Source organism: Brevundimonas sp. P2_A6, assembly GCF_056404975.1.
In genome coordinates this window covers 227,640-247,706 of record NZ_JBFUCZ010000003.1, presented here as the reverse complement: position 1 = coordinate 247,706, position 20,067 = coordinate 227,640, and the positions used below count along the sequence as shown (strand labels likewise).

Here is a 20,067-nt window from a genome sequence, read left to right as displayed (position 1 = left end):
GCGTTTACGCTGTCGTCAGGCCCAGGGCGAGGTCGGCACGGCAGGGCGAACCCCGCGCGGGTCGGCGTGTATCAGAACCTCCGCCTCCGGAAAGGCGGCCGTCACCCGACGCTCGGCATCGACCACGATCGCATGGGCGGCCTCGAACGACAGGGTCGGGTCCAGGTCGATGTGCATCTGGGCCAACAGGCGGGTGCCGGACATTCGGGTCCGCAGCTGATGCACGCCCTCGACGCGCGGGTCTGCCAGAACGACGGTGGTAAGGGCGACACGATCGGAGTCCGAGGCTTCGGCGTCGAGGAGCTGGTTGCTGGCGTCCTTGAGCACCCCCAGCGCGCCCCAGAACAGCCAGACCGCGACCACCAGACCGGCCGCCGCGTCGAGGCCCGGTGCCTTCAGATACGCCCCCGACACCACGCCGATCAGAACAACGATGCTGGAGGCCAGATCGGCGGCGTAGTGGGCTCGGTCGGCGGAGACCGCGATGGACACCGAGGCCTTCAGAGCGCGGGTCTGCAGCCAGACCAGACCGCCGGTCAGCGCGACGGAGACCAGCACGACGCCGATGGCCCATGGTCCGCCCGACACCGGATAGGGATCGAAGATGCGCATGATCGCCTCCCAGCCGATGAAGGCCGCGGACGCGAACACCAGTCCCGCCTGCACCAGGGCGGCCATGGCCTCCGCCTTGCCGTGGCCGTGGCGGTGGGTGGCATCGTGCGGTCGCCCGGCCCAGCGCACCGCATAGAATGTGGCCAGGGACGCGATCAGATCGAGCGCCGAATCCGCCAGCGAGGCGAGGATGGACACCGAGCCCGAGGCCCCCAACGCAAAGGCCTTCAGCGCGATCAGCACGACCGCGACTGCGACGGATATGGTCGTGATCTGGCGGGGCGTCAGGGTGCCAAAGGGGGGACGAGCGACGGGGGAGGTCATCGTGCGCCTTGTCGCCTATCGCCCGCCGGTTGCCAAGGACGCCGGTCGTCGCGGACCCGTGTTAGCAGACCGGTCATCAAACCGCCCCATGGTGCGGGCGACTTGGTTAATCGAGGGGGGCTCACACGATGACGTCAGGCACGAGCGAGCGGATCGGGGGGGCGGCGGATCGGTGGATCCCCCGCGCCGAGGTCCTGTCGCTGCTCGGCGTCAAGACCCAGACCCTTTACGCCTACGTCAGCCGGGGCCGGATCACGGCTCGCCCCGACCCCAGCGACCCGCGTCGCAGCCTCTATGCCGCCTCCGACGTGGCCCGTCTGAAGGGCACGTCGGGCGGGGAGGTGGCGGGTCAGGTTCTGCCCTTCGAGCCGGCGGTCAAGGGCGAGGCGGTCATCCGGTCTTCCGTCAGCTTCGCCACGGACGGGCGCATCTATTATCGCGGCCGGGATGCGGCCGAGTGGGCGCAAGGCGCGACGGTCGAGGAGACCGCGCGGCTGCTTTGGGGGTGCGGCGATCACAATCCCTTCGCCGGCCTTGGCGTCCGGGTGGACGGCGCCGGCGGAGCCTCGCCGCGCGCCCGGCTGTTCGCGGCCCTTTCCCGGCGCGCGGAAGAGGACGCACCGTCCCTGGGCCGCGACGCCGAAAGTTTGCGGCGTGAAGCCGCCACGGCGATGAACGAGGTCGTCGACGCCGTGGCAGGGCCGGGCCCGCGCCTGTTCTTTCACCAGCGCCTGGCGCGCGGCTGGAAAATGCTGGAGCGCGACAGCGTCCATCTAAGGCGCGCCCTGGTGCTGGCGGCCGATCACGACATGAACCCGGCGGTGTTGGCGACACGAGCGGCGGCGTCAGGCGGCGCGTCGCCGGCGGGTGCGGCCATGGCCGGTGTGGTGGCCCTGTCCGGCTCGACCATGGCGCGGACGCTGAAAGGCGCGATCGCCTATGTCGTCGAGGCGCGGCGTGATCCGGCCGGGGTCGCGAGGCGGCACATGGAGATCACGGGCGTGATTCCCGGCTTCGGCAGCGAGAGCTTCCCCCTCGGCGATCCGAGGGCTGAGGCTCTCCTGGCGCTGGCCGACCTGCCCGCCGATCTGGTGGCCGTGTTGCGCGAAGGCGAAGCCGTGAGCGGGTCACGGGCCGGGTTCGCCGTCGCCTTGGCGGTGCTGGCCCGTCGGCTGGACCTGCCGCGCGACGGGGCGCTGGACGTGCTTCTGGTCGGGCGGCTGACGGGCCTGATGGCCCATGCGCTGGATCAGATCACCGACGGCTCGCCTATCCGGGCGCGCCTGCGCTATGTGGGGCCACGACCCGGCGGCGAATGATCCCGGGACAGGACGGGGATTTCATGACTGACTGGCTGGCGGCTATCATTCTGGGCCTCGTCGAGGGGCTGACCGAGTTCATCCCGGTTTCCTCCACCGGCCACCTGCTGCTGGCCAAGAGCGTGCTGAAACTGGCCGACGAGCCGTGGGACACCTTCATCGTCATGATCCAGCTGGGCGCGATCCTGGCGGTCGTCGCCCTGTATTTCAGTCGGCTGTGGAAGGTCCTGATCGGCCTGCCGGGCAAGGATCCGGCCGCCCGCCGCTTTGCCTATGCGGTGCTGCTGGCCTTCTTCCCGTCCGCCCTGCTGGGCTTGCTGATCCACGACTTCATTAAGGCGGTGCTGTTCAACCCGACCGTCGTCTGCATCAGCCTGATCGTCGGCGGGTTCGCCCTGATCGCGCTGGAACGCTGGGCCCCGAAGGCGCGCGAGCACGACGCCATGACTTTTTCCCTGAAGACGGCGCTGGGCGTCGGCCTGTTCCAGTGCCTGTCGCTGATCCCCGGCGTGTCGCGCTCCGGGGCCACCATCGTCGGCGGGCTGCTGCTGGGCGTGGACAAGCGGGCGGCGGCTGAGTTCTCTTTCTTTCTGGCCATCCCGACCATGGTCGGGGCCTTCGCCCTGGATTTCTGGGAATCGCGCGATCTGCTGACCGGCGACGTGATCCAGCTGATCGCCATCGGCTTCGTGGTCTCCTTCGTCAGCGGCCTGTTCGTGGTGAAGACCATGCTGGATTTCGTGGCCCGCCACGGCTTCACCCCCTTCGCCTGGTGGCGGATCGCCGTCGGGGTGATCGGCCTGGGCCTGCTGTGGACCGGCGTCCTGGCCTGACTTGTCAGCGACCGGCTTTCGGAGGAACCTCAGCGCCATGACCCACGCCCCCGCGCCCGGTGAACGGTTCGCCTCGTTCGAGGCCTTCTATCCCTATTACATCCACGAGCATTCCAACCGGACCTGCCGACGCATCCATATCGTCGGATCGGCGCTGGTGATCGTGGCCGCGCTGCTTGGTCTGTTCGTCGATGCCTGGTGGTTCCTGGCCATGCCGCTGGTCGGTTACGGCTTCGCCTGGGTCGGGCATTTCTTCTTCGAGAAGAATCGGCCGGCCACCTTCCAGTATCCGCTGTGGAGCCTGATGGGCGACTGGCGGATGTTTTTCGAGACCGTCAGCGGCCAGCGGAAGTTCTAGTCGCCGGTTCGCGTCAGTCTGGTCTGGTTGCGGAAGCGCCAGGCCGTGTCGTCGGCCCCGACGGGGCGGACCTCCTTGACCCCCAGCAGGCTGTCGCCGTCGCGGGTCTCGGTCAGGCGGATATCGGCCGGCTGGTCGTCGTCCTCACCCGTTTCCGAATAGACCACCGTCCAGTGGGTGGCGTCTGTGAAAGCGGCGACGCGAACGGTCTCGGTCGACAGTTCCGGGGCGTTTCCGGCGCGGAAGCTGACAGAGGTCGAGGTTCCGGTGGCGGGGTCGTCCAGGCTGATGCTGGTGATCCACACGGGCTTGTCCGGCCCGTCGTTGAACAGGGACTGACGCACCTGCGTCGCGCCGTCGCCGGGCGTGGTGATGGTCGTGGTGACCGGGATTTCGAACAACTGATCGGTCTGGTAGTCGCGGTAGCCGAGTGCGCCGGACCAATGTCCGACGAGGCCGAGGCGCAGTTCGGTAGGTGACGGAGCGGTCGCCGCCTGCGCGCTGGCGACGACAGGCGTCAGCACGATCAGGGCGAGGGCGGCGGAAAAGACGCGCAGGGTCATGGTCGGGGTCTTTCGTCAGGCGGACAGGATGTGGGCGGTGGCGGCGGTCATCTGGGGGTCGCGACCGGCGGCGATGTCGTCGGCGGTGAAGTCGAGGCGAATGTCGGGCTCGACGGGCAGGTCGGGCTGGTTGCCGCGCGATAGGATGGCGGTGTGGGGCAGATCGACCTCAAGCCCCGACGCCGGGAGCCGAAGGAAGAAATAGCCTCCGTTGGTGCCTCTCCGGCTGCCTCCCGTCGCCGGGCCGATCAGGGTCGCCAGCCCATTGTCCTTGACCACCTGGTCGAAGCCGAACGTGGCCGAGCTGTTGGAGGCATCACAAAGGACGGCGACCGGACCCGCGAAACGACGGCCTTGCGGTCGTATCAGTCCCGGGTCCTGCCCATCCTCGTCCGTCAGCCGATAGAAGCCGTCCGCATCAGGTCCGACGGCCCGGTCACCCCAGTCACGAAACGAGTCGTCCCAGGTGTCCAGATAGACATTGAGAGCATCGGGCACGCGGCGATAGCGCACGAAGCGATCGGCGCGGGGGCCGATTACATCGCCCTGCACGAGCCGCGACAGGATGATGTCGCCGCATTCGCTGAGCCCGCCTTCGTTGTCGCGGAGGTCGATGACCAGGCCGCGCGCGCCGCTGGTCGCGAGATCGTCCATCGCTGCGATCAGCCAGCTGCGCCAGTCCCAGGTCGCGTTGTAGACGGCCCAGGTCGGGAACGTCATGCGCACGATGTCATCGGCCCCACGCTCCACATGCCAGGGATTGACCGCATCGTCGGAGGCGGCGGACGGGAGCGTGGCCTGTCGCTCTGCGATGGTCAGAAGATCGGCCGTGACCATGCGGCCGTCCGAAAGGGAAAAGGCCGCCCTGTCGGCGATGCCGGTCAGGACGAGTGGCAGGTGCAGGTCGAAGCTCTCGAACGCCTTGTCGCCGCGCATCTGCATGTTGTTGATGCGTTTGGCGTCGGCCCCACCGTCCGCGCGCGACAGCGGCATCAGTCGTGAGAGGATGTCGGTGGTTGGAACGCCGTTGATCGCGGTGATGGTGTCGCCTCGCGCGAAGGCCCCCTCTCGCGAGCGGTCGCCCGTGACCACCATCGCGCCGTTCAGCCAGAGAAACTCGCACGGCACCAGGCGGCGGCCACCGTAGATCCGGTCGCGGGTCGCTCGCGTCTGATTATAGGGATTGGGGAAGGTGTGCCCGCAACGCACCTGTGCCGTCAGTCGTGACAGGGCGGCAAGGCGACCCTCGAAGGAGCTCGATCGCGCCCAGTCGGTTTGCAGGGCGTCGAAGCGCGCGTGGACCTGTTCGGGGGTGGCATAGCGATAGATCGCCGGGTGAATGGTGGTGAAGGCCTCGCGCAGGAGGGCGACGTCGCCATCCAGATCATCGGTCCTCGCGGACCCTGCGAGCGAGGGCGTGGCGGTGGCGAGGGCGAGGCCGCCGGTGAGGTGCAACAGGTGGCGGCGGGACAGCATCGACAACTCCGGTGAGGACGACCGGACCCTGCATCGGATCAGCCGACCGCGCGCCTCACTTCTGGGTCTGCGGTGCGAAAGTCAGGATGTGAGACGCCGCGCCGATAGTGCGAGGGAGCGACACCGAAGCGGGCCTGAAAGGCGCGGTTGAAGCTGGCCTTGGAACTGAAACCCGCGTCGAAAGCGAGGGTCAGCAGGTCGTCGCGCGATCCGGCGTCGAGAGCCGTGGCGACCGCCTCGGCCCGGATGCCGTTGATCCAGGCCGAGAAGTTGAGACCCAGACCCAGATTGATCGCACGCGACAGGCGGCCGGTATTGGTCGCCAGACGCCGGGCCAGGACCGACAGGCTGAGGTCCGGCTCCCTGACCCAGCCGCCCTCGCGCAGACGGGTATCGAAGCTGGCGGCGACGCTGGCCCAGTCGGGGGCGACGGGTGTTTCGGCGGCGGTTAGGGTCGCGGGGACCGGGAAACGCAGGGCCGCGTGACGCCAGCCCTCGACACCGAGGTAGAGCCCGATCGCGGCGAGGGCCAGATACAGGCCCGTCTCCTGAAAGAAGTCGATTCCGCCGCTGAGCCAGTCCCAGACGGTGAAGGCCGCATAGATCGCGAGCACGCAGACCAGCGCGACGATGACCCGCGTCAGCCACCCGGCCGCGAACCGGTCATCGTCGCTGCGGGCCTGGGCGAGATCGCGGCGGTAGGCGGTCAGTAGCTTCAGCGAGCGGGCAGCATACAGGCCCAACGAGACCAGCAGGGCGACTTCGAAGGCGGGGCTGACGACGTGTTTATGGCCGCCCGTGTACCAGTCCCACTTGGCATCCAGCGGCAGAGCAAAACAGACCAGACCATAGGCCAGCTGGATCAGCGGCGGGACCAGATGCAGGGCGAACCGGTCCGGCAAACGGCCCTGAACCAGCGCATGGGTGTATCCGAACAGCAGAGGCGGCAGGGCCAGGGTGATGGCGAAGGGTGCGAACGTCAGCCAGCGCCAGGCGTCGTAGGCTCCGGCGAACCCGATCGTATAGGGCGTCACCACCCCGACCAGAACGATCAGGAAGACCGCCAGCAGTCGATTGGCCCGCGCGTTCGGAGCCTGTGTGGTGATGGCGGCGGCCATAGCGATCAGCTGAAGGCTCGCCACCCCGAGGACCGCGACACGCCAGCCGAAATACAGGGTCACGCCATCCATGCCCGCAGCCTAGCCCCGGTCGGGCACGCGCGGCAAAGGCGTCAGTTGGACGCGGTGTTCCAGGCGGGCGGGCAGCCGTCGAAACGACCGGCGTTGGTGATGGTCAGGCGCTGCTGGTTGAAGCGCATGGCCGGCTGCATCGAGCCGCGGCCATTGCCGGTATACAGATCGACCCGTTGGCCGCGGATGGCGCCGCCGGTGTCCGACGCATACCAGTAGCCGTCGTGCAGGCTGCCGTCGGGCATCCGCATGCCGACGGTCTCGCGAATGAAGACCCGCGTGCGGCGCGGGATGACGCGGGGATCGCTGGCCAGGGTGCGCATCGGGACGGGGCGGCATCCCAGGGAATCATTGCCGGTCGCACCGCCACCCCCGGCATGATACAGGCTGGCACGCGCGTTCCAGTCGGGATCGCGCGCCATCAGTTCGATCTGCTCGGGGCTGAGATCGGCGGCGGCCTCGACGGAACCGTTCGCGCTCAAAGGGCTTTCCATCACGACCGGATCGGCAGCCACGGCTGCCTCATAGGCGATCGGGTCGGCAGCCGGGAAGGCTGAGGCCCAGAGCATGGCGAACGCCGCGAGGGTGTTGAACACAGATCGAACTCGTCGTGACGCCGGTCCCCAGACTGTACCGGCAGGGCGGCGTGTCGCCGCGTTCGATGGCCAAATTGTGGCAACGCCGGCGGCTGCGACGGCCTGTCCACCGTTGTGGAGTGATCAATCAACCGTTGTCTGAGATAAGCGAAACCGGGGTTGGGCAACGGCTCGAAGCGCGATAGCAGTATTGGACGATCAGAAATCCTTTGCTGAGGCGCGATGCTTACTGTCCATGGAGATATTCGGTCGGGCAACTGCTTGAAGGTCAAGTGGATGCTGGACGCGCTCGGCCGTGATTATCGGTGGGTCGAGGTCGACATCATGACGGGTGGCAGCCGTACGCCGGAATTTCTCCTTTTGAATCCGTCGGGTCAGGTGCCGACCGTGGTGTTCGAGGATGGCCGTGCCCTGGCCCAGTCGAACGCCATCCTGCTGCATCTGGGCCAAGGCACCCCGTGGATACCGGTCGACACCTGGGAAAGGGCGAAGATGCTGGAGTGGCTGTTCTGGGAGCAATACAGCCACGAACCGTATGTCGCGGTCGCGCGGTTCCAGCGGCTCTATGCCGGCAAGCGCGCCGACGAGGTGGAACCCCGGTTGCTGGAGCGCGGTCATCTGGCGCTGAGGCGGATGGAGGACGCACTGGCGGGCGCGGCCTGGCTGGCAGGCGGACCGGGGGCGACGCTCGCCGACCTGGCCCTGGTCGCCTACACCCGTGTGGCGCACGAGGGCGGGTTCGACCTGTCGGCCTATCCCGCCGTTCGGGACTGGATCGGCCGCACCGAGGCGGCCTTCGCCATCGCCTAATCGACGTCCCGCACGTTGTCGTCCGAGTTGCGGTCGATCCACTTGTTGTAAGGATCGACGCCCGCGAAGGTCGGCTTGGTCGCCGTGACGAAGCGGAAGGTTTGGGTGCCGGAGTGCAGGGCCCGGCGTTCCAGCACCACGACATTGGAGCGGTCGAAGGCGCCCTTGCCCGGCTCGGCGGTGAACAGGCCGATGTCGATGCTTTCGTTCAGGGGTGACTCTGTCTCCACACCCTGACCGTCGGCATAGAGCTTCCGGGCCTCCACGGTGATCGCCACGTCCCAGCGGCCGTCGCTTCGGCGGGTGGCCGTACCGGCGGTGGTCTTCAGATCATAGAGGGTGATCTTCTCGAACAGGTCGGTGATCAGGGCCTGTTTGTCGGCCGGGGCGTTGGCGCGGAACAGGGCGATCAGGTCGGTGGAGCGCGGATAGGGCTCCCCCTTAAAGGCGTGTGCGCTGAGGAACTGCGACAGGGCGCGGTTGACGTTTGCCTCGCCGATCTGGTCCTTGAGCAGATACATGACCAGCGCACCCTTGCGGTAATGGATGTACTGCTGGTTCTCGACCCGGTTCAGGGGCAGTTCCTCGATCCGCTCGGTGCCGCGCGAGCGCAGGTAGTTGTTGAGCTCGAACTGCAGGAAGCGGCGGATCTTGTCCGGGCCGTAGAGCCGCTCCATCACCATCAGAGCGGAATACTGGGCCAAGGTCTCGGATAGCAGGGTCATCCCCTGCATGTTCGCCCCCACGACCTGGTGCGCCCACCACTGGTGGCCGAACTCGTGGGCCCCGACGTAGGTGACATAGTCGATCTTGGTGTCGTCGCTCAGGTCGGCGATGAAGCCGAGGCCTTCGGACCAGGCGAAAGTATTGGGAAACGACTGGGCATAGTCGGCATAGGCCGGGAACTCGCTGATCCGGGCCTGACGGAACTGATAGGGCGAGAAGTTGGCCTGATAGTAGTCGAGCGACGTGGCCAGGGCCGTCATCATGCGATCGACGTTCCGGGCGTGCTGGGCGTCGTGATACACGACCATCTCCACGCCGTTGTGCATGCGCCGCGCGATCTCGTAGCGGGCCGACTGGACCGACAGGAAATACAGGACGGGGCTTTCCGTCACGAAGCGGACGGTACGACGGCCGTCGCGGGTCACGTCGCTGCGCTGATATCCGGGGGCCAGGGGCGTCTGATCGGCGTCGGTGGTGACGGTGACGTCGGTGGTGACCCAGTCCGCCCCGATGTAGTTCTTGCCGGTCGCGCTCAGGTCCTCGAGCTTGGCCGGGCGCAGTTCGGCGGGCAGGCCGTATTTGCGACGCTTGGCGCGGTCCTGAAGCAGACCGGCGGAACGGTCCATGCCGATGATGGGCGCGAACTCCCGATTGGTGATGAAGGTCCCGTTGTCGACGATGCGGGTCGTATTGCCGCTGACCTTGAAGCCGCGCTGTTCCAGCACCGTGTCGAACGACACCGTGCGCCGCTCGCCGGGGGCCATGGGAACGGCGAAGCGATAGATGCGGTAGTCGAACTCGGGCCATTCGCGCACCATCCGCGCGCCCTGGACGTCCAGCGCCTTGATCTGCAGATCGTCGTTCCAGCGCATGTGCATCTCGGACAGGGGCGCGCCGGTGCGGTTCTCGATCACATAGGTCCCGCGCGTTTCCAGTCGGGGCGTATGCGGGCGCAGGTCGAGGTCCAGCTTCACATCGACGATCGACGGCTGGGGCGTTGTCTCGAAGCGCAGCAGGGCCTTCTCGTAATCGGCCTGAAGCCGTTCCTGGGACGCCTGGTTGCGGTACTCGTTCCAGACGTTGGTGTTGACGTAGATGAAGCTGCCCAGGCCGATGAAGCCGACCAGCGCCAGGCCCCCGATCACGCCCGCCGGACCCATCAGGCGCGAGGGAAGACGGCGCAGGCGTGGCAGATAGCGGGTCTCGGTCCCCCGCCGCCACAGGCCGTAGCCCAGCACCAGCAGGATGATGGCCGCCATGGTCCAGTAGGCATCGGTCCAGTTGGCGAAGCCCCGGAAGTCCCCCTGACCGTTCATGTCCGACAAGGGGACGGCGATGCCCGCACCGTATCGATACAGGATGTGGTCCAGGCCCAGGTTCCGGGCCACGATGGTCGAGATCAGATAGACCACCATGATGGTCCAGCCGACGAACTTGTTGGGCGACAGCGACTGGACGAAGATCGCCAGAACGGCCAGCAGACCGAAGTTCACCGCTCCCGGCAGGACATACCACAGCAGGTATTTGCCGAGCTCGTAGTGGGTGTAGCCCTTGAAGGTCTGGACCGCGACGCCGGCCACGACGCCCGCCAGCAGGATCGATACCAGCACCAGGATCAGCGCCAGGGTCTTGGGCAGGATGAAGGTCCAGTCCGGGGTGGACGAGGCGTCGATGATCTCGTGCACCTTGCGGTCCCGATCGCGCCAGACCAGCTCGCCGGAGTAGTAGATGGCCACGATGATCGAGATCAGTCCGAAGGCACCCAGCAGACCCGAGATCACCGACCGCGTGACCAGCAGGATCGGTGCGCCATAGATCTCGCCCAGCACCAGAAGGGTGGTGGTGGCGAAGGCGAAGCCCAGCAAGATCAGGACGAGGAAGGCCGGGCTCTTGAACACCATGGCCATCTCGATGGCCGTGCGCGACGTGAGGCGGCTCCAGCTGGCGGCGAACCCTTCCGTGGGCGAGGCCAGGGGTCGGTCGGCGACGCCGGGCGCGGCGGGGGTGGCCGCGAGCGCGCGCAGCTTGTCGAGCTTGCCCGCCTTCGCCCCGCGAACGGCCGGATGATAGAGAAAATAGGCCAGGGCCAGGATGCTGACGCTGATCCCCACCCAGATCACCCGGTTCCACAGCAGGACGCCTTCCAGCGGGGCATTGATCGTGTTGCGCTCGATCGCGGTCCAGTAGCGGGTGACAAGGCCGTAGGCCCCGGCCCCGAACGGCTCGCCCCAGGCCATGGCCGTCTCCAGCTCCGGCTTGGACCCCAGGATGCCGGAGGCCGCCAGATAGGCGATGAACACCCCGACCACGCCGACATAGGTCGCCATCATCGAGCGTGTGACCGTGGCCAGGGCGAAGAACAGCGCCGAGGTCAGGAAGACGCCCGGCAGGCCGAAAACGAGGTAGGCATAGGCGTAGTCCCAGGGCCGGAACGCGCCGACCGTCTCCCTGTCCACCCAGGGTGCCAGGGTTCCGGCGACGATCCCGATGGTGACGGACAGGAAGCACAGGGCCGTGGCCGCGAACGCACCGACGAAACGCCCATACAGGTACTCGAACTTGTTGATGCGGGTGGCCTGGACCATGGGTCCAAAGCCGGTCTGCACATCACGGACGACGACGTTGGCGACGATGGCCGTGGTCGCCAGCATGAAGAAGACCGCCATGATGCCGTTGATGGTGGCCAGGGCGAACGGCGCGTTCTTGTGGACGTTGCCACCCGCGCCGATGGAAATATTGTCCGATGCCGCGACCAGTCCGAAGCCCAGCAGGGCGAAGACGATGGCGATGACCCAGAAGGCCGGCTGGCGCAGCTGGTAGCGGAATTCGAAGGCGGCGACCTTGGCGAACATGATCGTTACGCCGCGACTTTGCGCGAGGCGCTCAGGGTCGAGAAATAGACGTCTTCCAGACCGCCGGGCACCGGCTCGAAGCCTTCGCCGGGACGACGGTCGCTGAGGACGTGGATCACGGTCTTGCCGGCGAACAGGCGAGTGGAGATGACCTCGTATTTGTCGCGGTGATCGGGCAGGGCGTCCTTGTCGATGGTCTTCTTCCAGACCCGGCCGTTCAACTGTTCCATCAGCTGTGCCGGGGCACCCTCCAGCTGGATCTTGCCGCCGGCCAGCACCGCCATCTTGGGGCACAGGTCGGCCACGTCCTCGACGATGTGGGTCGACAGGATGATGACCACGTTGTCGGCGATCTCGGCCAGCAGGTTCAGGAAGCGGTTGCGCTCTTCCGGGTCCAGGCCGGCCGTGGGTTCATCGACGATGATCAGCTTGGGATTGCCGATCAGGGCCTGGGCGATGCCGAAACGCTGGCGCATCCCGCCCGAGAAGCCCGCCAGCGCCTTCTTGCGCACCGACCACAGATTGGTCTGGTTCAGCAGGGTCTCGACCGTCTCCTTGCGATCCTTGCCCGAGGCGATGCCCTTCAGCACCGCCATGTGATCCAGCATGTCGTAGGCCGAAACGCGCGGATAGACGCCGAAATCCTGGGGCAGATAGCCCAGGGTGCGGCGCAGCTTGTCCGGCTCTGCGATCACGTCGATGCCGTCGAAGTCGATCGAGCCCGATGTCGGCGTCTGCAGCGTCGCGATCGAGCGCATCAGCGTCGATTTGCCCGCGCCGTTGGGGCCCAGCAGCCCGAACATGCCGTTCGGCACGGTCAGGGACACATCGTCCAGCGCCCGCGTCCCGTTGCCGTAGACGTGGACCAGATTCTTGATCGTGAGCATGATGGCACCCCTGACAGTCAAGCAAGCTTGTCACCCCCTGGAGGGCGCGGCAAGTTACAGAACGGTAAGGTAGGGCAAACCTAGTGGATGCTCTCGCCGTGCTGCGAGTAGTCGAGGCCCTCGACCTCGCCGTCCCTGGGCACGCGCAGGCCGGTGGTGAATTTGCAGATCATCAGCACCAGGAAGGTGCCGACCCCGCTCCAGGCGACGACGGCGGCCAGACCGACGATCTGCTTGATCACATCCGCCCCCTCGGCCACGCCGTTGATGGCGGTGGTGGCGAAGACGCCGGTCAGGATCGCCCCGACGATGCCGCCGACGCCGTGGATGCCGAAGGCGTCCAGGCTGTCGTCGTATTTCAGCGCGTGCTTCAGCCAGACCGCGCCCGCATAGCAGGCCGGCCCGCCGATCAGGCCGATCAGGAAGGCACCCTTGGGATCCACGAAGCCGGCGGCGGGGGTGATCGCCACCAGTCCGCCGACTATGCCGGACAGAAGACCCAGCAGCGTGGGCCGCTTCTTCTCGATCCACTCGATGGTCATCCAGCCAAGCGCTGCGGCGGCCGGAGCGATGATGGTGTTCAGTGCGGCGACCGAGGCTATACCGTCTGCGGCCCAGGCGCTGCCGGCGTTGAACCCCAGCCAGCCCACGAACAGCAGGCCCGTGCCGATGGCGGTATAGGCCAGATTCGCCGGAGCCATATTGTCTCGCCCGAAGTTGTGGCGCGGCCCGAGGACGAGGGCGCAGACGAGGCCGGCGACGCCCGCGTTGACGTGCACCACCGCCCCGCCCGCGAAGTCCAGCACGCCCCAGGACCCGAGGTAGCCGCCGCCCCAGACCTGATGACAGATCGGGGCATAGACGATCAGGTGCCACAGGCCGAAGAACAGGAGGGAGGCCGAGAACTTCATCCGCTCGGCGAAGGCCCCGGCGATCAGGGCGGGCGTGATGATGGCGAAGGTCAGCTGATAGGCGATCCAGAGATATTCCGGCAGACCGGGCGCCAGACTGTGCGCCGTGTCGATACGGACGCCGTCCAGGAACAGGGCCTGCAGGCCGCCGATGAACCCGTTGGTTGCCTCGCCGCTGGAGCCGAATGACAGGCTGTAGCCCGCGATGAACCACAGCACCGTCACCACGATCAGCGCCGCCGTCGACGAGGCGATGGTGGCGATGATGTTCTTCTTCCGGACCATGCCTCCGTAGAACAGCGCCAGTCCCGGCAGGGTCATCATCAGCACGAAGGCCGTGGAGACCAGGATCCACGCCGTGCCCGCGCCGTCGAGGACGAGCGGGGCCTGATGGGCGAGCAGGGCGGGGGCGGGAGGTGTCACGCGGGAACGGCCTGCCCGGCATCCAGCTTGCGTTCCGCCTCGGCGACCGGGGTCGGGACGATGCGGACGAATCGCTTGACGCTTTCGCTCCAGACCGAGAGCAGACGGCGGGCCAGGGGTGATCCGGTGGCGGTCAGGTGGGCCTCGATCAGCGCCTTCAGCCGTTCGGCCGCCGCCGCCGTCACCGGCGCGAAGCTTGAGAGGTCGCCGTTCAGGGCCAGGCCCGTGCGACCCGCCTCGTCGAGCACGAACAGCTCGCCGCCCGACATGCCGGCGGCCAGGTTCCAGCCGACCGGCCCGAGGATCGCGACGCGACCGCCGGTCATGTATTCGCAGGCGTGAGCCCCCGCGCCCTCGACCACGGCCTCGGCCCCAGAGTTCCGCACCGCGAACCGCTCGCCCGCTGAGCCGGCGACGAACAGCCGGCCCGAGGTCGCGCCATACAGGGTGGTGTTACCGATGGCGGGCTGGTGCTCGCGCCACTCGATCGGCTTCACCACGATGTCGGCGCCCGACAGGCCCTTGCCGACATAGTCGTTGGCCTCGCCGGTCAGCTCCAGCTTCAGCCCCTTGGCCCCAAAGGCTCCGAACGACTGCCCGGCCGAGCCGCTCAGCTTCAGCGTCAGGACGCCGGTCGGACCCGTCGGCCCCCAGCGGCGCACGATGGCCGAAGACACGCCCGCGCCGATGGTCCGCATGACGTTGGAGATCGGATAGGTCAGCTCCGACGTCTGGCCGCGATCCAGGAACGCCCAGGCGTCGTTGAGGACGCGGGCGTCCAGCGTCTCGGGGACCGCCGCGCGACCCTTGTCGGCCCACAGCTTCTTCTCGGCCGCCTCGACGCGGACCAGCAGGGGGTTGAGGTCGAGGTCGTCCAGATGCGCCCCGCCGCGCCGGACCTGACGCAACAGGTCGGTACGACCGACGATCTCGTCCAGCGACCGCGCGCCCAGCATGGCCAGATATTCGCGGACCTCCTCGGCGATGAAGCTGAACAGGTTGACGACCTTGTCGGCCGTGCCGGTGAACTTCTCGCGCAGGCGCGGGTCCTGGGAACAGACCCCGACCGGACAGGTGTTGGAATGGCACTGCCGCACCATCAAACAGCCCATGGCGATCAGGGACGCCGTGCCGATGTTGAACTCCTCGGCCCCCAGGATGGCGGCGATGACGATGTCGCGGCCGGTCCGCATGCCGCCGTCGGCGCGGACCACGACGTGGCTGCGCAGGTTGTTGAGGCTCAGCACCTGATGGGTCTCGGCCAGGCCGATTTCCCACGGCAGGCCGGCGTGCTTGATCGAGGACTGGGGCGAGGCGCCGGTGCCGCCGTTGTGACCCGCGATCAGGATGCAGTCCGCCTTGGCCTTGGCGACGCCGGAGGCGATCGCGCCGATGCCGGAGGCGCTGACCAGTTTCACCGTCACCCGGGCGTCCGGATTGATCGACTTCAGGTCGTAGATGAGCTGGGCCAGGTCCTCGATCGAATAGATATCGTGGTGGGGTGGCGGGCTGATCAGGGTGGTGCCGGGCGTCGAATGGCGCATCCGGGCGATGAATTCTGTGACCTTGAAGCCCGGCAGCTGGCCGCCCTCGCCGGGCTTGGCCCCTTGCGCGATCTTGATCTCGATCTCGCGGCACTGGTTCAGATATTCGGCCGTGACGCCGAACCGTCCGGACGCGATCTGCTTGACCGCCGAGTTCATGTTGTCGCCGTCCGGACGGGTAGCGTAGCGATCCGGATCCTCGCCGCCTTCGCCGGAGACGGAGCGGGCGCCGATGCGGTTCATGGCGACGTTCAGGACGCCGTGCGCCTCGGGGCTGAGCGCGCCCAGGGACATGCCGGGGGTCAGGAAACGCTTCCTGATGTCGGAGACGCTCTCGACCTCATAGACGGGTACGGGCTTCAGGCCTTCGCGCCAGTCCAGCAGGTCGCGCGGGGCCAGGTCCGGCTGATCGCGGACGGCCTCGGAATACTGCTTGAACCGCTTGTAGTCGCCGCGATTGCAGGCGTCCTGCAGCAGGTGGATGACCTTGGCCTCGTAGGCGTGGGCCTCCTGACCCGCGCGGATGCGGAAGAAGCCGCCGATCGCCGGAGACGGCGCGGCTTCGGTCCAGGCGGCCGCGTGGCGCTGGATCGCGGCGCGCTCCAGACCGGCGAGGCCGATGCCGGAGATGCGCGACGGGGCACCGGGGAAGAACTCGGCCGTGACGGCGCGGCTCAGGCCCAGCACCTCGAACTCGCAGCCGCCGCGATAGGCGGAGATGACACTGATGCCCTTTCGCGCCAGGGTCTTCATCAGCCCGGCCTCCAGCGCGCCCTTGTAGTTCAGGCAGGCGCGGTTGAGATTCAGGCCCGGATAGGCCCCGCGATCCAGACGTTCCTGGAACATCTCCTGCGCCAGCCACGGGTTGATGGCGGTGGCGCCGACGCCGACCAGGACCGCGAACCCGTGCGGATCCAGCACCTCCGAGCTGCGGACGACGATGGAGACGAAGCTGCGCAGCCCCTTGTCGGTCAGGCGACCATGCGCGCCCGCCGTGGCCAGGATCATCGGCACGGACAGGCGGGTGTCGGACGCCCGTTCGTCGGTCAGGACGACCAGGCTGGACCCACCGCGCACGGCGGCCTCGACCTCATCCTTGATCCGGTCCAGCGCGGCGCGGAGACCGGCCCCGGGACGATCCTCAGCCTCCGGCAGCGGATAGGAGCAGTCGATAACCACGGTCGAACCGGCGCCGACGACGTCCAGCATCCGCTCGTACATGCCGGTCGTCAGGACGGGACTGTCCAGCACGAAGACGTTGGTCTGGGCTTCTTCCTCGGCGAGGATGTTGCCCAGGTTCTTGAACCGGGTCTTCAGGCTCATCGCCCCCGCTTCGCGCAAGGGGTCGATGGGCGGGTTGGTGACCTGGCTGAAGTTCTGACGGAAATAGTGGGCGAGCGGCCGGGGCAGGGCCGACAGGACGGCGGGTGGGGCATCGTCGCCCATGGAGCCGACCGCCTCCTTGCCGTCGGTGATCATGGGATCGAGCAGCAGGTCCAGGTCCTCGCGGCTGAAACCGGCCGCGATCTGCCGGCGGGTCAGGGCCTCGCCGGTGGCGGCGCGGGGCTCGGGTCCGGGGCCGATGATCGGCTCCAGATCGACCATGTTCTCGAGCCACTCCGTATACGGATGGTCAGCGGCCAGAGCGTCGATGGACTGGGTTTCGTCCAGCACGATGCCGGTCTTCAGATCGGCCACGATCATGCGGCCGGGGCCGATGGGAAGGCGGCGCTTGATGCGGCTTTCCGGCAGTCCCGCCAGCCCGGCCTCTGACCCCGCCAGCAGCAGGCCGTCGTGGGTCTCCATGGCCCGCAGCGGACGCAGGCCGTTTCGGTCCTTGCCGCAGACGATCCAGCGGCCGTCGGTGGCGCAGATGGCGGCCGGGCCGTCCCACGGCTCCATCACCGCGTTGCAATAGGCATACAGCGCGCGATGCTCGGCCTTCATCAAACCCTCGTCGCGCGCCCAGGCCTCGGGGATCAGCAGGGCCTTGGCCATCGGGGCCGGGCGTCCGGCGCGCACCAGCACCTCGAACACATTATCCAGCGAGGCCGAGTCCGACCCTCCCGGCTGGACCACCGGCTTCACGTCGCCGTCGTGCTCGCCGAACGCCTGGGCCGTCATGCGGATCTCGTGCGACCGCATCCAGTTCAGGTTGCCTTTCAGCGTGTTGATCTCGCCGTTGTGGGCCAGCATCCGGAACGGCTGGGCCAGCCTCCATTCGGGGAAGGTGTTGGTCGAATACCGCTGATGGAAGATGGCGTAGGCGGACTGGAAGGTCGGATCCAGCAGGTCGGGATACAGCTGGTCCAGCAGCTCGGCGCGGACCATGCCCTTGTAGATCAGCGACCGGGCCGACAGGGAGCAGATGTAAAATCCGGGCACGGATTCCGCGATCACGGCGCTCTCGATGCGGCGGCGGATCAGATAGAGTTCGCGTTCCAGCGCCTCGGAATCCTCGACCAGATCGGCGGGCACCGCCAGCATGATCTGCTCGATCTCGGGCCGGGTCGCATCGGCCTTGGAGCCGACGACGGCGAGATCGATCGGCGTCTGACGCCAGCCATAGATTGAGAAGCCGGCGCGCAGCACCTCGGTCTCGACGATGGCCCGGGCACGATCCTGGGCCCCCAGGTCGGTGCGGGGCAGGAAGATCTGGCCGATGGCGATGGGGCCTGGGCGCAAGGTCTGGCCGATGATCCGGACCTGTTCGGCGAAGAAGGCCTGGGGCGCCTCGACCATCAAGCCCGCCCCATCCCCGGAAAGCCCGTCGGGATCGACCGCGCCCCGGTGGGCGACGTTCTTCAGCGACTTGATCGCCAGTTCGACCACCTCGCGGCGCGGCACACCGTCTATGGCGGCGACCAGGCCGACGCCGCACGCGTCCTTTTCCGACGAAGGCTCATAGGCGTGGGCGTCGATCAGGCGCTGACGGTCTTGTTGATACTGTGTCAGCCAGGTCATGCGGCCTGCTCCTGGGTGCGGGCCTTCAGATAGCGGTCGATCTCGGCGGCGGCGTCCTGACCGTCGCGAACGGCCCAGACGACGAGGGAGGCGCCACGCACCGCATCGCCGGCCGCATAGACGCCGGGCAGGCTGGTGGCGAAGCCCGAGCGGGCGGTGGCCACCGTGTCCCATTCCGTCAGCGACAGGTCATCGTGATGGGCGGCGAACCTTTCGGGCTCGAAGCCCAGCGCCTCGATGACCATGTCGGCGGGCAGGTCGAAGTCGGCGCCGGGGACGGCGACGATGTCGCGGCGCTTGCCGAATTCGGGTTCTGACAGGGTCATGCGGGCGGCGCGGACGGCGGACACCGACCCGTCTCGCGACATCAGGGCCTTGGGTGCGGCGAGCCATTCGAAGCGGATGCCTTCTTCCTCGGCATTGGCGACCTCGCGGGCCGAGCCGGGCATGTTCTCGCGGTCGCGTCGGTACAGGCAGGTGACCGAGGCCGCGCCCTGACGGATCGCGGTGCGGACGCAGTCCATCGCCGTATCGCCGCCACCGATGACGACGACGTTCCGGCCGCGCGCGTGATGCCAGGTATCGTTGTCCGCCTCGCCGAGGTCCCGGCGGTTCTGGTGGATCAGGAAGTCGAGGGCGGGGATGGTGTCGTCGGGGCCAGCGCCGGGAACCTGCAACGCCCGCGCCTGATAGACGCCCATGGCCAGCAGCACCGCGTCGTGCTTCTCGCGCAGTTCGGGAAGGGTGATGTCGGTGCCGACGTCGCAGTTCGTGACGAAGGTAACACCGCCGTCGATCAGGCGATCGATCCGCCGCTGGACCGCCCGCTTCTCCAGCTTGAAGCCGGGGATGCCATAGATCAGCAGGCCGCCGGGACGGTCGTGGCGATCATAGACGGTGACCTGATAGCCCTGTTCCCGCAGCCGGTCGGCGGCGGCCATGCCGGCGGGACCGGCGCCGACGATGCCGACGCTCTCGGCCCGCTCATGCAGCGGCCGGATCGGCTCGACCCAGCCGTTGTCGAAGGCGGTATCGCCGATGAAGGCCTCGACCGAGCCGATCGTCACGGCCTCCCAGCCCGACTGGTTCAGGGTGCAGGAGCCTTCGCACAGACGGTCCTGCGGGCAGATGCGGCCGCAGATCTCGGGCATGGTCGAGGTGGCGGAGGCGATCTTCCACGCTTCGCGCAGCTCGTTCTCGGCCGACAGGCCGAGCCAGTCGGGGATGTTGTTCTGCAACGGACAGGCGGTCTGGCAGAAGGGCACGCCGCAGTCGGTGCAGCGTCCGGCCTGGGTCTCGAGATTCTCGGGCGTCGGTTTGACGATGATCTCGCCGAAATCCTGCACGCGCACGGACGCCTCCGCCTTGGGCAGGCGGCGCGGTTGAACGACGAACCCTTGGGGTCCGGATGGGCCTTTCTGTTGCATGGCAACATATAACGACAAGCCAGGCCGTCAGCGCAAACGATTTCCCCGTTCTGGGTCGGATCATGCGTCATGAGCATGAAATGTGCGCGTCATAGGGACGGGGCGCCGTTTTCGTCTCCCCGCTGCGCCGAAGGCGTGGGGAGTGGCTCGTAGCGAAGCGAAGACACGGAGGGGTTCTTGCAGCGTGCACGAAGACCCCCTTCGTCAGCTCGCAAGGGCTCGGTGCCACCTCCCCATTCGCGAAGAGGCGAA

The 20,067-nt window shown here is 67.5% G+C and carries 14 protein-coding genes; 4 read left to right on the top strand and 10 right to left on the bottom strand.

The features are described from left to right. Nucleotides 1-15 precede the first annotated feature (15 nt). Entirely contained in the window at nt 16-936 is a 921-nt protein-coding gene (locus AC1DW4_RS10145) for a cation diffusion facilitator family transporter (RefSeq protein WP_477017139.1), read from the bottom strand. A 128-nt stretch (nt 937-1,064) separates the two neighbouring features. On the opposite strand from AC1DW4_RS10145, the gene AC1DW4_RS10140 reads away from it, so the two are divergent. From AC1DW4_RS10140 to AC1DW4_RS10130, 3 genes are read left to right on the top strand one after another with little or no spacing between them, the layout of a single operon-like run. Beyond that, entirely contained in the window at nt 1,065-2,255 is a 1,191-nt protein-coding gene (locus AC1DW4_RS10140) for a citrate/2-methylcitrate synthase (protein ID WP_477017138.1), read from the top strand. A gap of 23 nt (nt 2,256-2,278) precedes the next feature. Then, nucleotides 2,279-3,088 carry an undecaprenyl-diphosphate phosphatase gene (locus AC1DW4_RS10135; protein ID WP_477017137.1) on the top strand — a complete coding sequence of 270 codons (810 nt, stop codon included), beginning with the start codon at nt 2,279-2,281 and terminating at the stop codon, nt 3,086-3,088. A gap of 37 nt (nt 3,089-3,125) precedes the next feature. Then, nucleotides 3,126-3,446: an Mpo1-like protein gene (locus tag AC1DW4_RS10130; protein WP_477017136.1), complete on the top strand. Its 321-nt coding sequence runs from the start codon at nt 3,126-3,128 to the stop codon at nt 3,444-3,446. Here the strand turns inward: AC1DW4_RS10130 and AC1DW4_RS10125 are convergent. Genes AC1DW4_RS10125 through AC1DW4_RS10110 form a run of 4 tightly spaced genes read right to left on the bottom strand, consistent with a single transcriptional unit; the run spans nt 3,443 to nt 7,271 of the window. After that, a complete protein-coding gene (locus AC1DW4_RS10125) occupies nt 3,443-4,009 on the bottom strand; it encodes a hypothetical protein (RefSeq protein ID WP_477017135.1) in 567 nt (188 codons plus the stop codon). The two genes, AC1DW4_RS10130 and AC1DW4_RS10125, sit on opposite strands and share 4 nt — an antisense overlap. Nucleotides 4,010-4,024: 15 nt before the next feature. After that, nucleotides 4,025-5,485, bottom strand: coding sequence for a S41 family peptidase (locus tag AC1DW4_RS10120; RefSeq protein WP_477017134.1), 1,461 nt, complete (start codon nt 5,483-5,485; stop codon nt 4,025-4,027). Nucleotides 5,486-5,523: 38 nt separating this feature from the next. Continuing rightward, nucleotides 5,524-6,675 carry an AraC family transcriptional regulator gene (locus AC1DW4_RS10115; RefSeq protein ID WP_477017133.1) on the bottom strand — a complete coding sequence of 384 codons (1,152 nt, stop codon included), beginning with the start codon at nt 6,673-6,675 and terminating at the stop codon, nt 5,524-5,526. A gap of 41 nt (nt 6,676-6,716) precedes the next feature. Beyond that, nucleotides 6,717-7,271: a 3D domain-containing protein gene (locus tag AC1DW4_RS10110; RefSeq protein WP_477017132.1), complete on the bottom strand. Its 555-nt coding sequence runs from the start codon at nt 7,269-7,271 to the stop codon at nt 6,717-6,719. A gap of 261 nt (nt 7,272-7,532) precedes the next feature. Between AC1DW4_RS10110 and AC1DW4_RS10105 the strand changes: the two genes are divergently transcribed. After that, on the top strand, nt 7,533-8,081 hold the full coding sequence (locus AC1DW4_RS10105; protein WP_477017131.1) for a glutathione S-transferase family protein: 549 nt from the start codon (nt 7,533-7,535) through the stop codon (nt 8,079-8,081). On the opposite strand, the gene AC1DW4_RS10100 is transcribed toward AC1DW4_RS10105, so the two are convergent. The 5 genes from AC1DW4_RS10100 to AC1DW4_RS10080 all read right to left on the bottom strand — a co-directional run bounded on the left by AC1DW4_RS10100 (nt 8,078) and on the right by AC1DW4_RS10080 (nt 19,815). Then, nucleotides 8,078-11,659 (bottom strand): ABC transporter permease/M1 family aminopeptidase, encoded by a 3,582-nt coding sequence (locus AC1DW4_RS10100; RefSeq protein ID WP_477017130.1) that lies wholly within the window; start codon nt 11,657-11,659, stop codon nt 8,078-8,080. The two genes, AC1DW4_RS10105 and AC1DW4_RS10100, sit on opposite strands and share 4 nt — an antisense overlap. A gap of 5 nt (nt 11,660-11,664) precedes the next feature. After that, nucleotides 11,665-12,546: an ABC transporter ATP-binding protein gene (locus AC1DW4_RS10095; RefSeq protein WP_477017129.1), complete on the bottom strand. Its 882-nt coding sequence runs from the start codon at nt 12,544-12,546 to the stop codon at nt 11,665-11,667. 80 nt (nt 12,547-12,626) lie between these two features. After that, nucleotides 12,627-13,880 (bottom strand): ammonium transporter, encoded by a 1,254-nt coding sequence (locus tag AC1DW4_RS10090; protein WP_477017128.1) that lies wholly within the window; start codon nt 13,878-13,880, stop codon nt 12,627-12,629. Then, nucleotides 13,877-18,388 (bottom strand): glutamate synthase large subunit, encoded by a 4,512-nt coding sequence (gltB, locus tag AC1DW4_RS10085; RefSeq protein WP_477017127.1) that lies wholly within the window; start codon nt 18,386-18,388, stop codon nt 13,877-13,879. Before gltB ends, AC1DW4_RS10090 begins: the two co-directional genes overlap by 4 nt. Next, a complete protein-coding gene (locus tag AC1DW4_RS10080) occupies nt 18,385-19,815 on the bottom strand; it encodes an NAD(P)-dependent oxidoreductase (protein WP_477017126.1) in 1,431 nt (476 codons plus the stop codon). Before AC1DW4_RS10080 ends, gltB begins: the two co-directional genes overlap by 4 nt. Between the last annotated feature and the right edge of the window lie 252 nt (nt 19,816-20,067).

Bases quoted from the DNA above. Each gene is read 5' to 3' on its own strand.
- AC1DW4_RS10145 (WP_477017139.1), bottom strand. From the start codon at position 936: ATGACCTCCCCCGTCGCTCGTCCCCCCTTTGGCACCCTGACGCCCCGC.
- AC1DW4_RS10140 (WP_477017138.1), top strand. From the start codon at position 1,065: ATGACGTCAGGCACGAGCGAGCGGATCGGGGGGGCGGCGGATCGGTGG.
- AC1DW4_RS10135 (WP_477017137.1), top strand. From the start codon at position 2,279: ATGACTGACTGGCTGGCGGCTATCATTCTGGGCCTCGTCGAGGGGCTG.
- AC1DW4_RS10130 (WP_477017136.1), top strand. From the start codon at position 3,126: ATGACCCACGCCCCCGCGCCCGGTGAACGGTTCGCCTCGTTCGAGGCC.
- AC1DW4_RS10125 (WP_477017135.1), bottom strand. From the start codon at position 4,009: ATGACCCTGCGCGTCTTTTCCGCCGCCCTCGCCCTGATCGTGCTGACG.
- AC1DW4_RS10120 (WP_477017134.1), bottom strand. From the start codon at position 5,485: ATGCTGTCCCGCCGCCACCTGTTGCACCTCACCGGCGGCCTCGCCCTC.
- AC1DW4_RS10115 (WP_477017133.1), bottom strand. From the start codon at position 6,675: ATGGATGGCGTGACCCTGTATTTCGGCTGGCGTGTCGCGGTCCTCGGG.
- AC1DW4_RS10100 (WP_477017130.1), bottom strand. From the start codon at position 11,659: ATGTTCGCCAAGGTCGCCGCCTTCGAATTCCGCTACCAGCTGCGCCAG.
- AC1DW4_RS10095 (WP_477017129.1), bottom strand. From the start codon at position 12,546: ATGCTCACGATCAAGAATCTGGTCCACGTCTACGGCAACGGGACGCGG.
- gltB (WP_477017127.1), bottom strand. From the start codon at position 18,388: ATGACCTGGCTGACACAGTATCAACAAGACCGTCAGCGCCTGATCGAC.
- AC1DW4_RS10080 (WP_477017126.1), bottom strand. From the start codon at position 19,815: ATGCAACAGAAAGGCCCATCCGGACCCCAAGGGTTCGTCGTTCAACCG.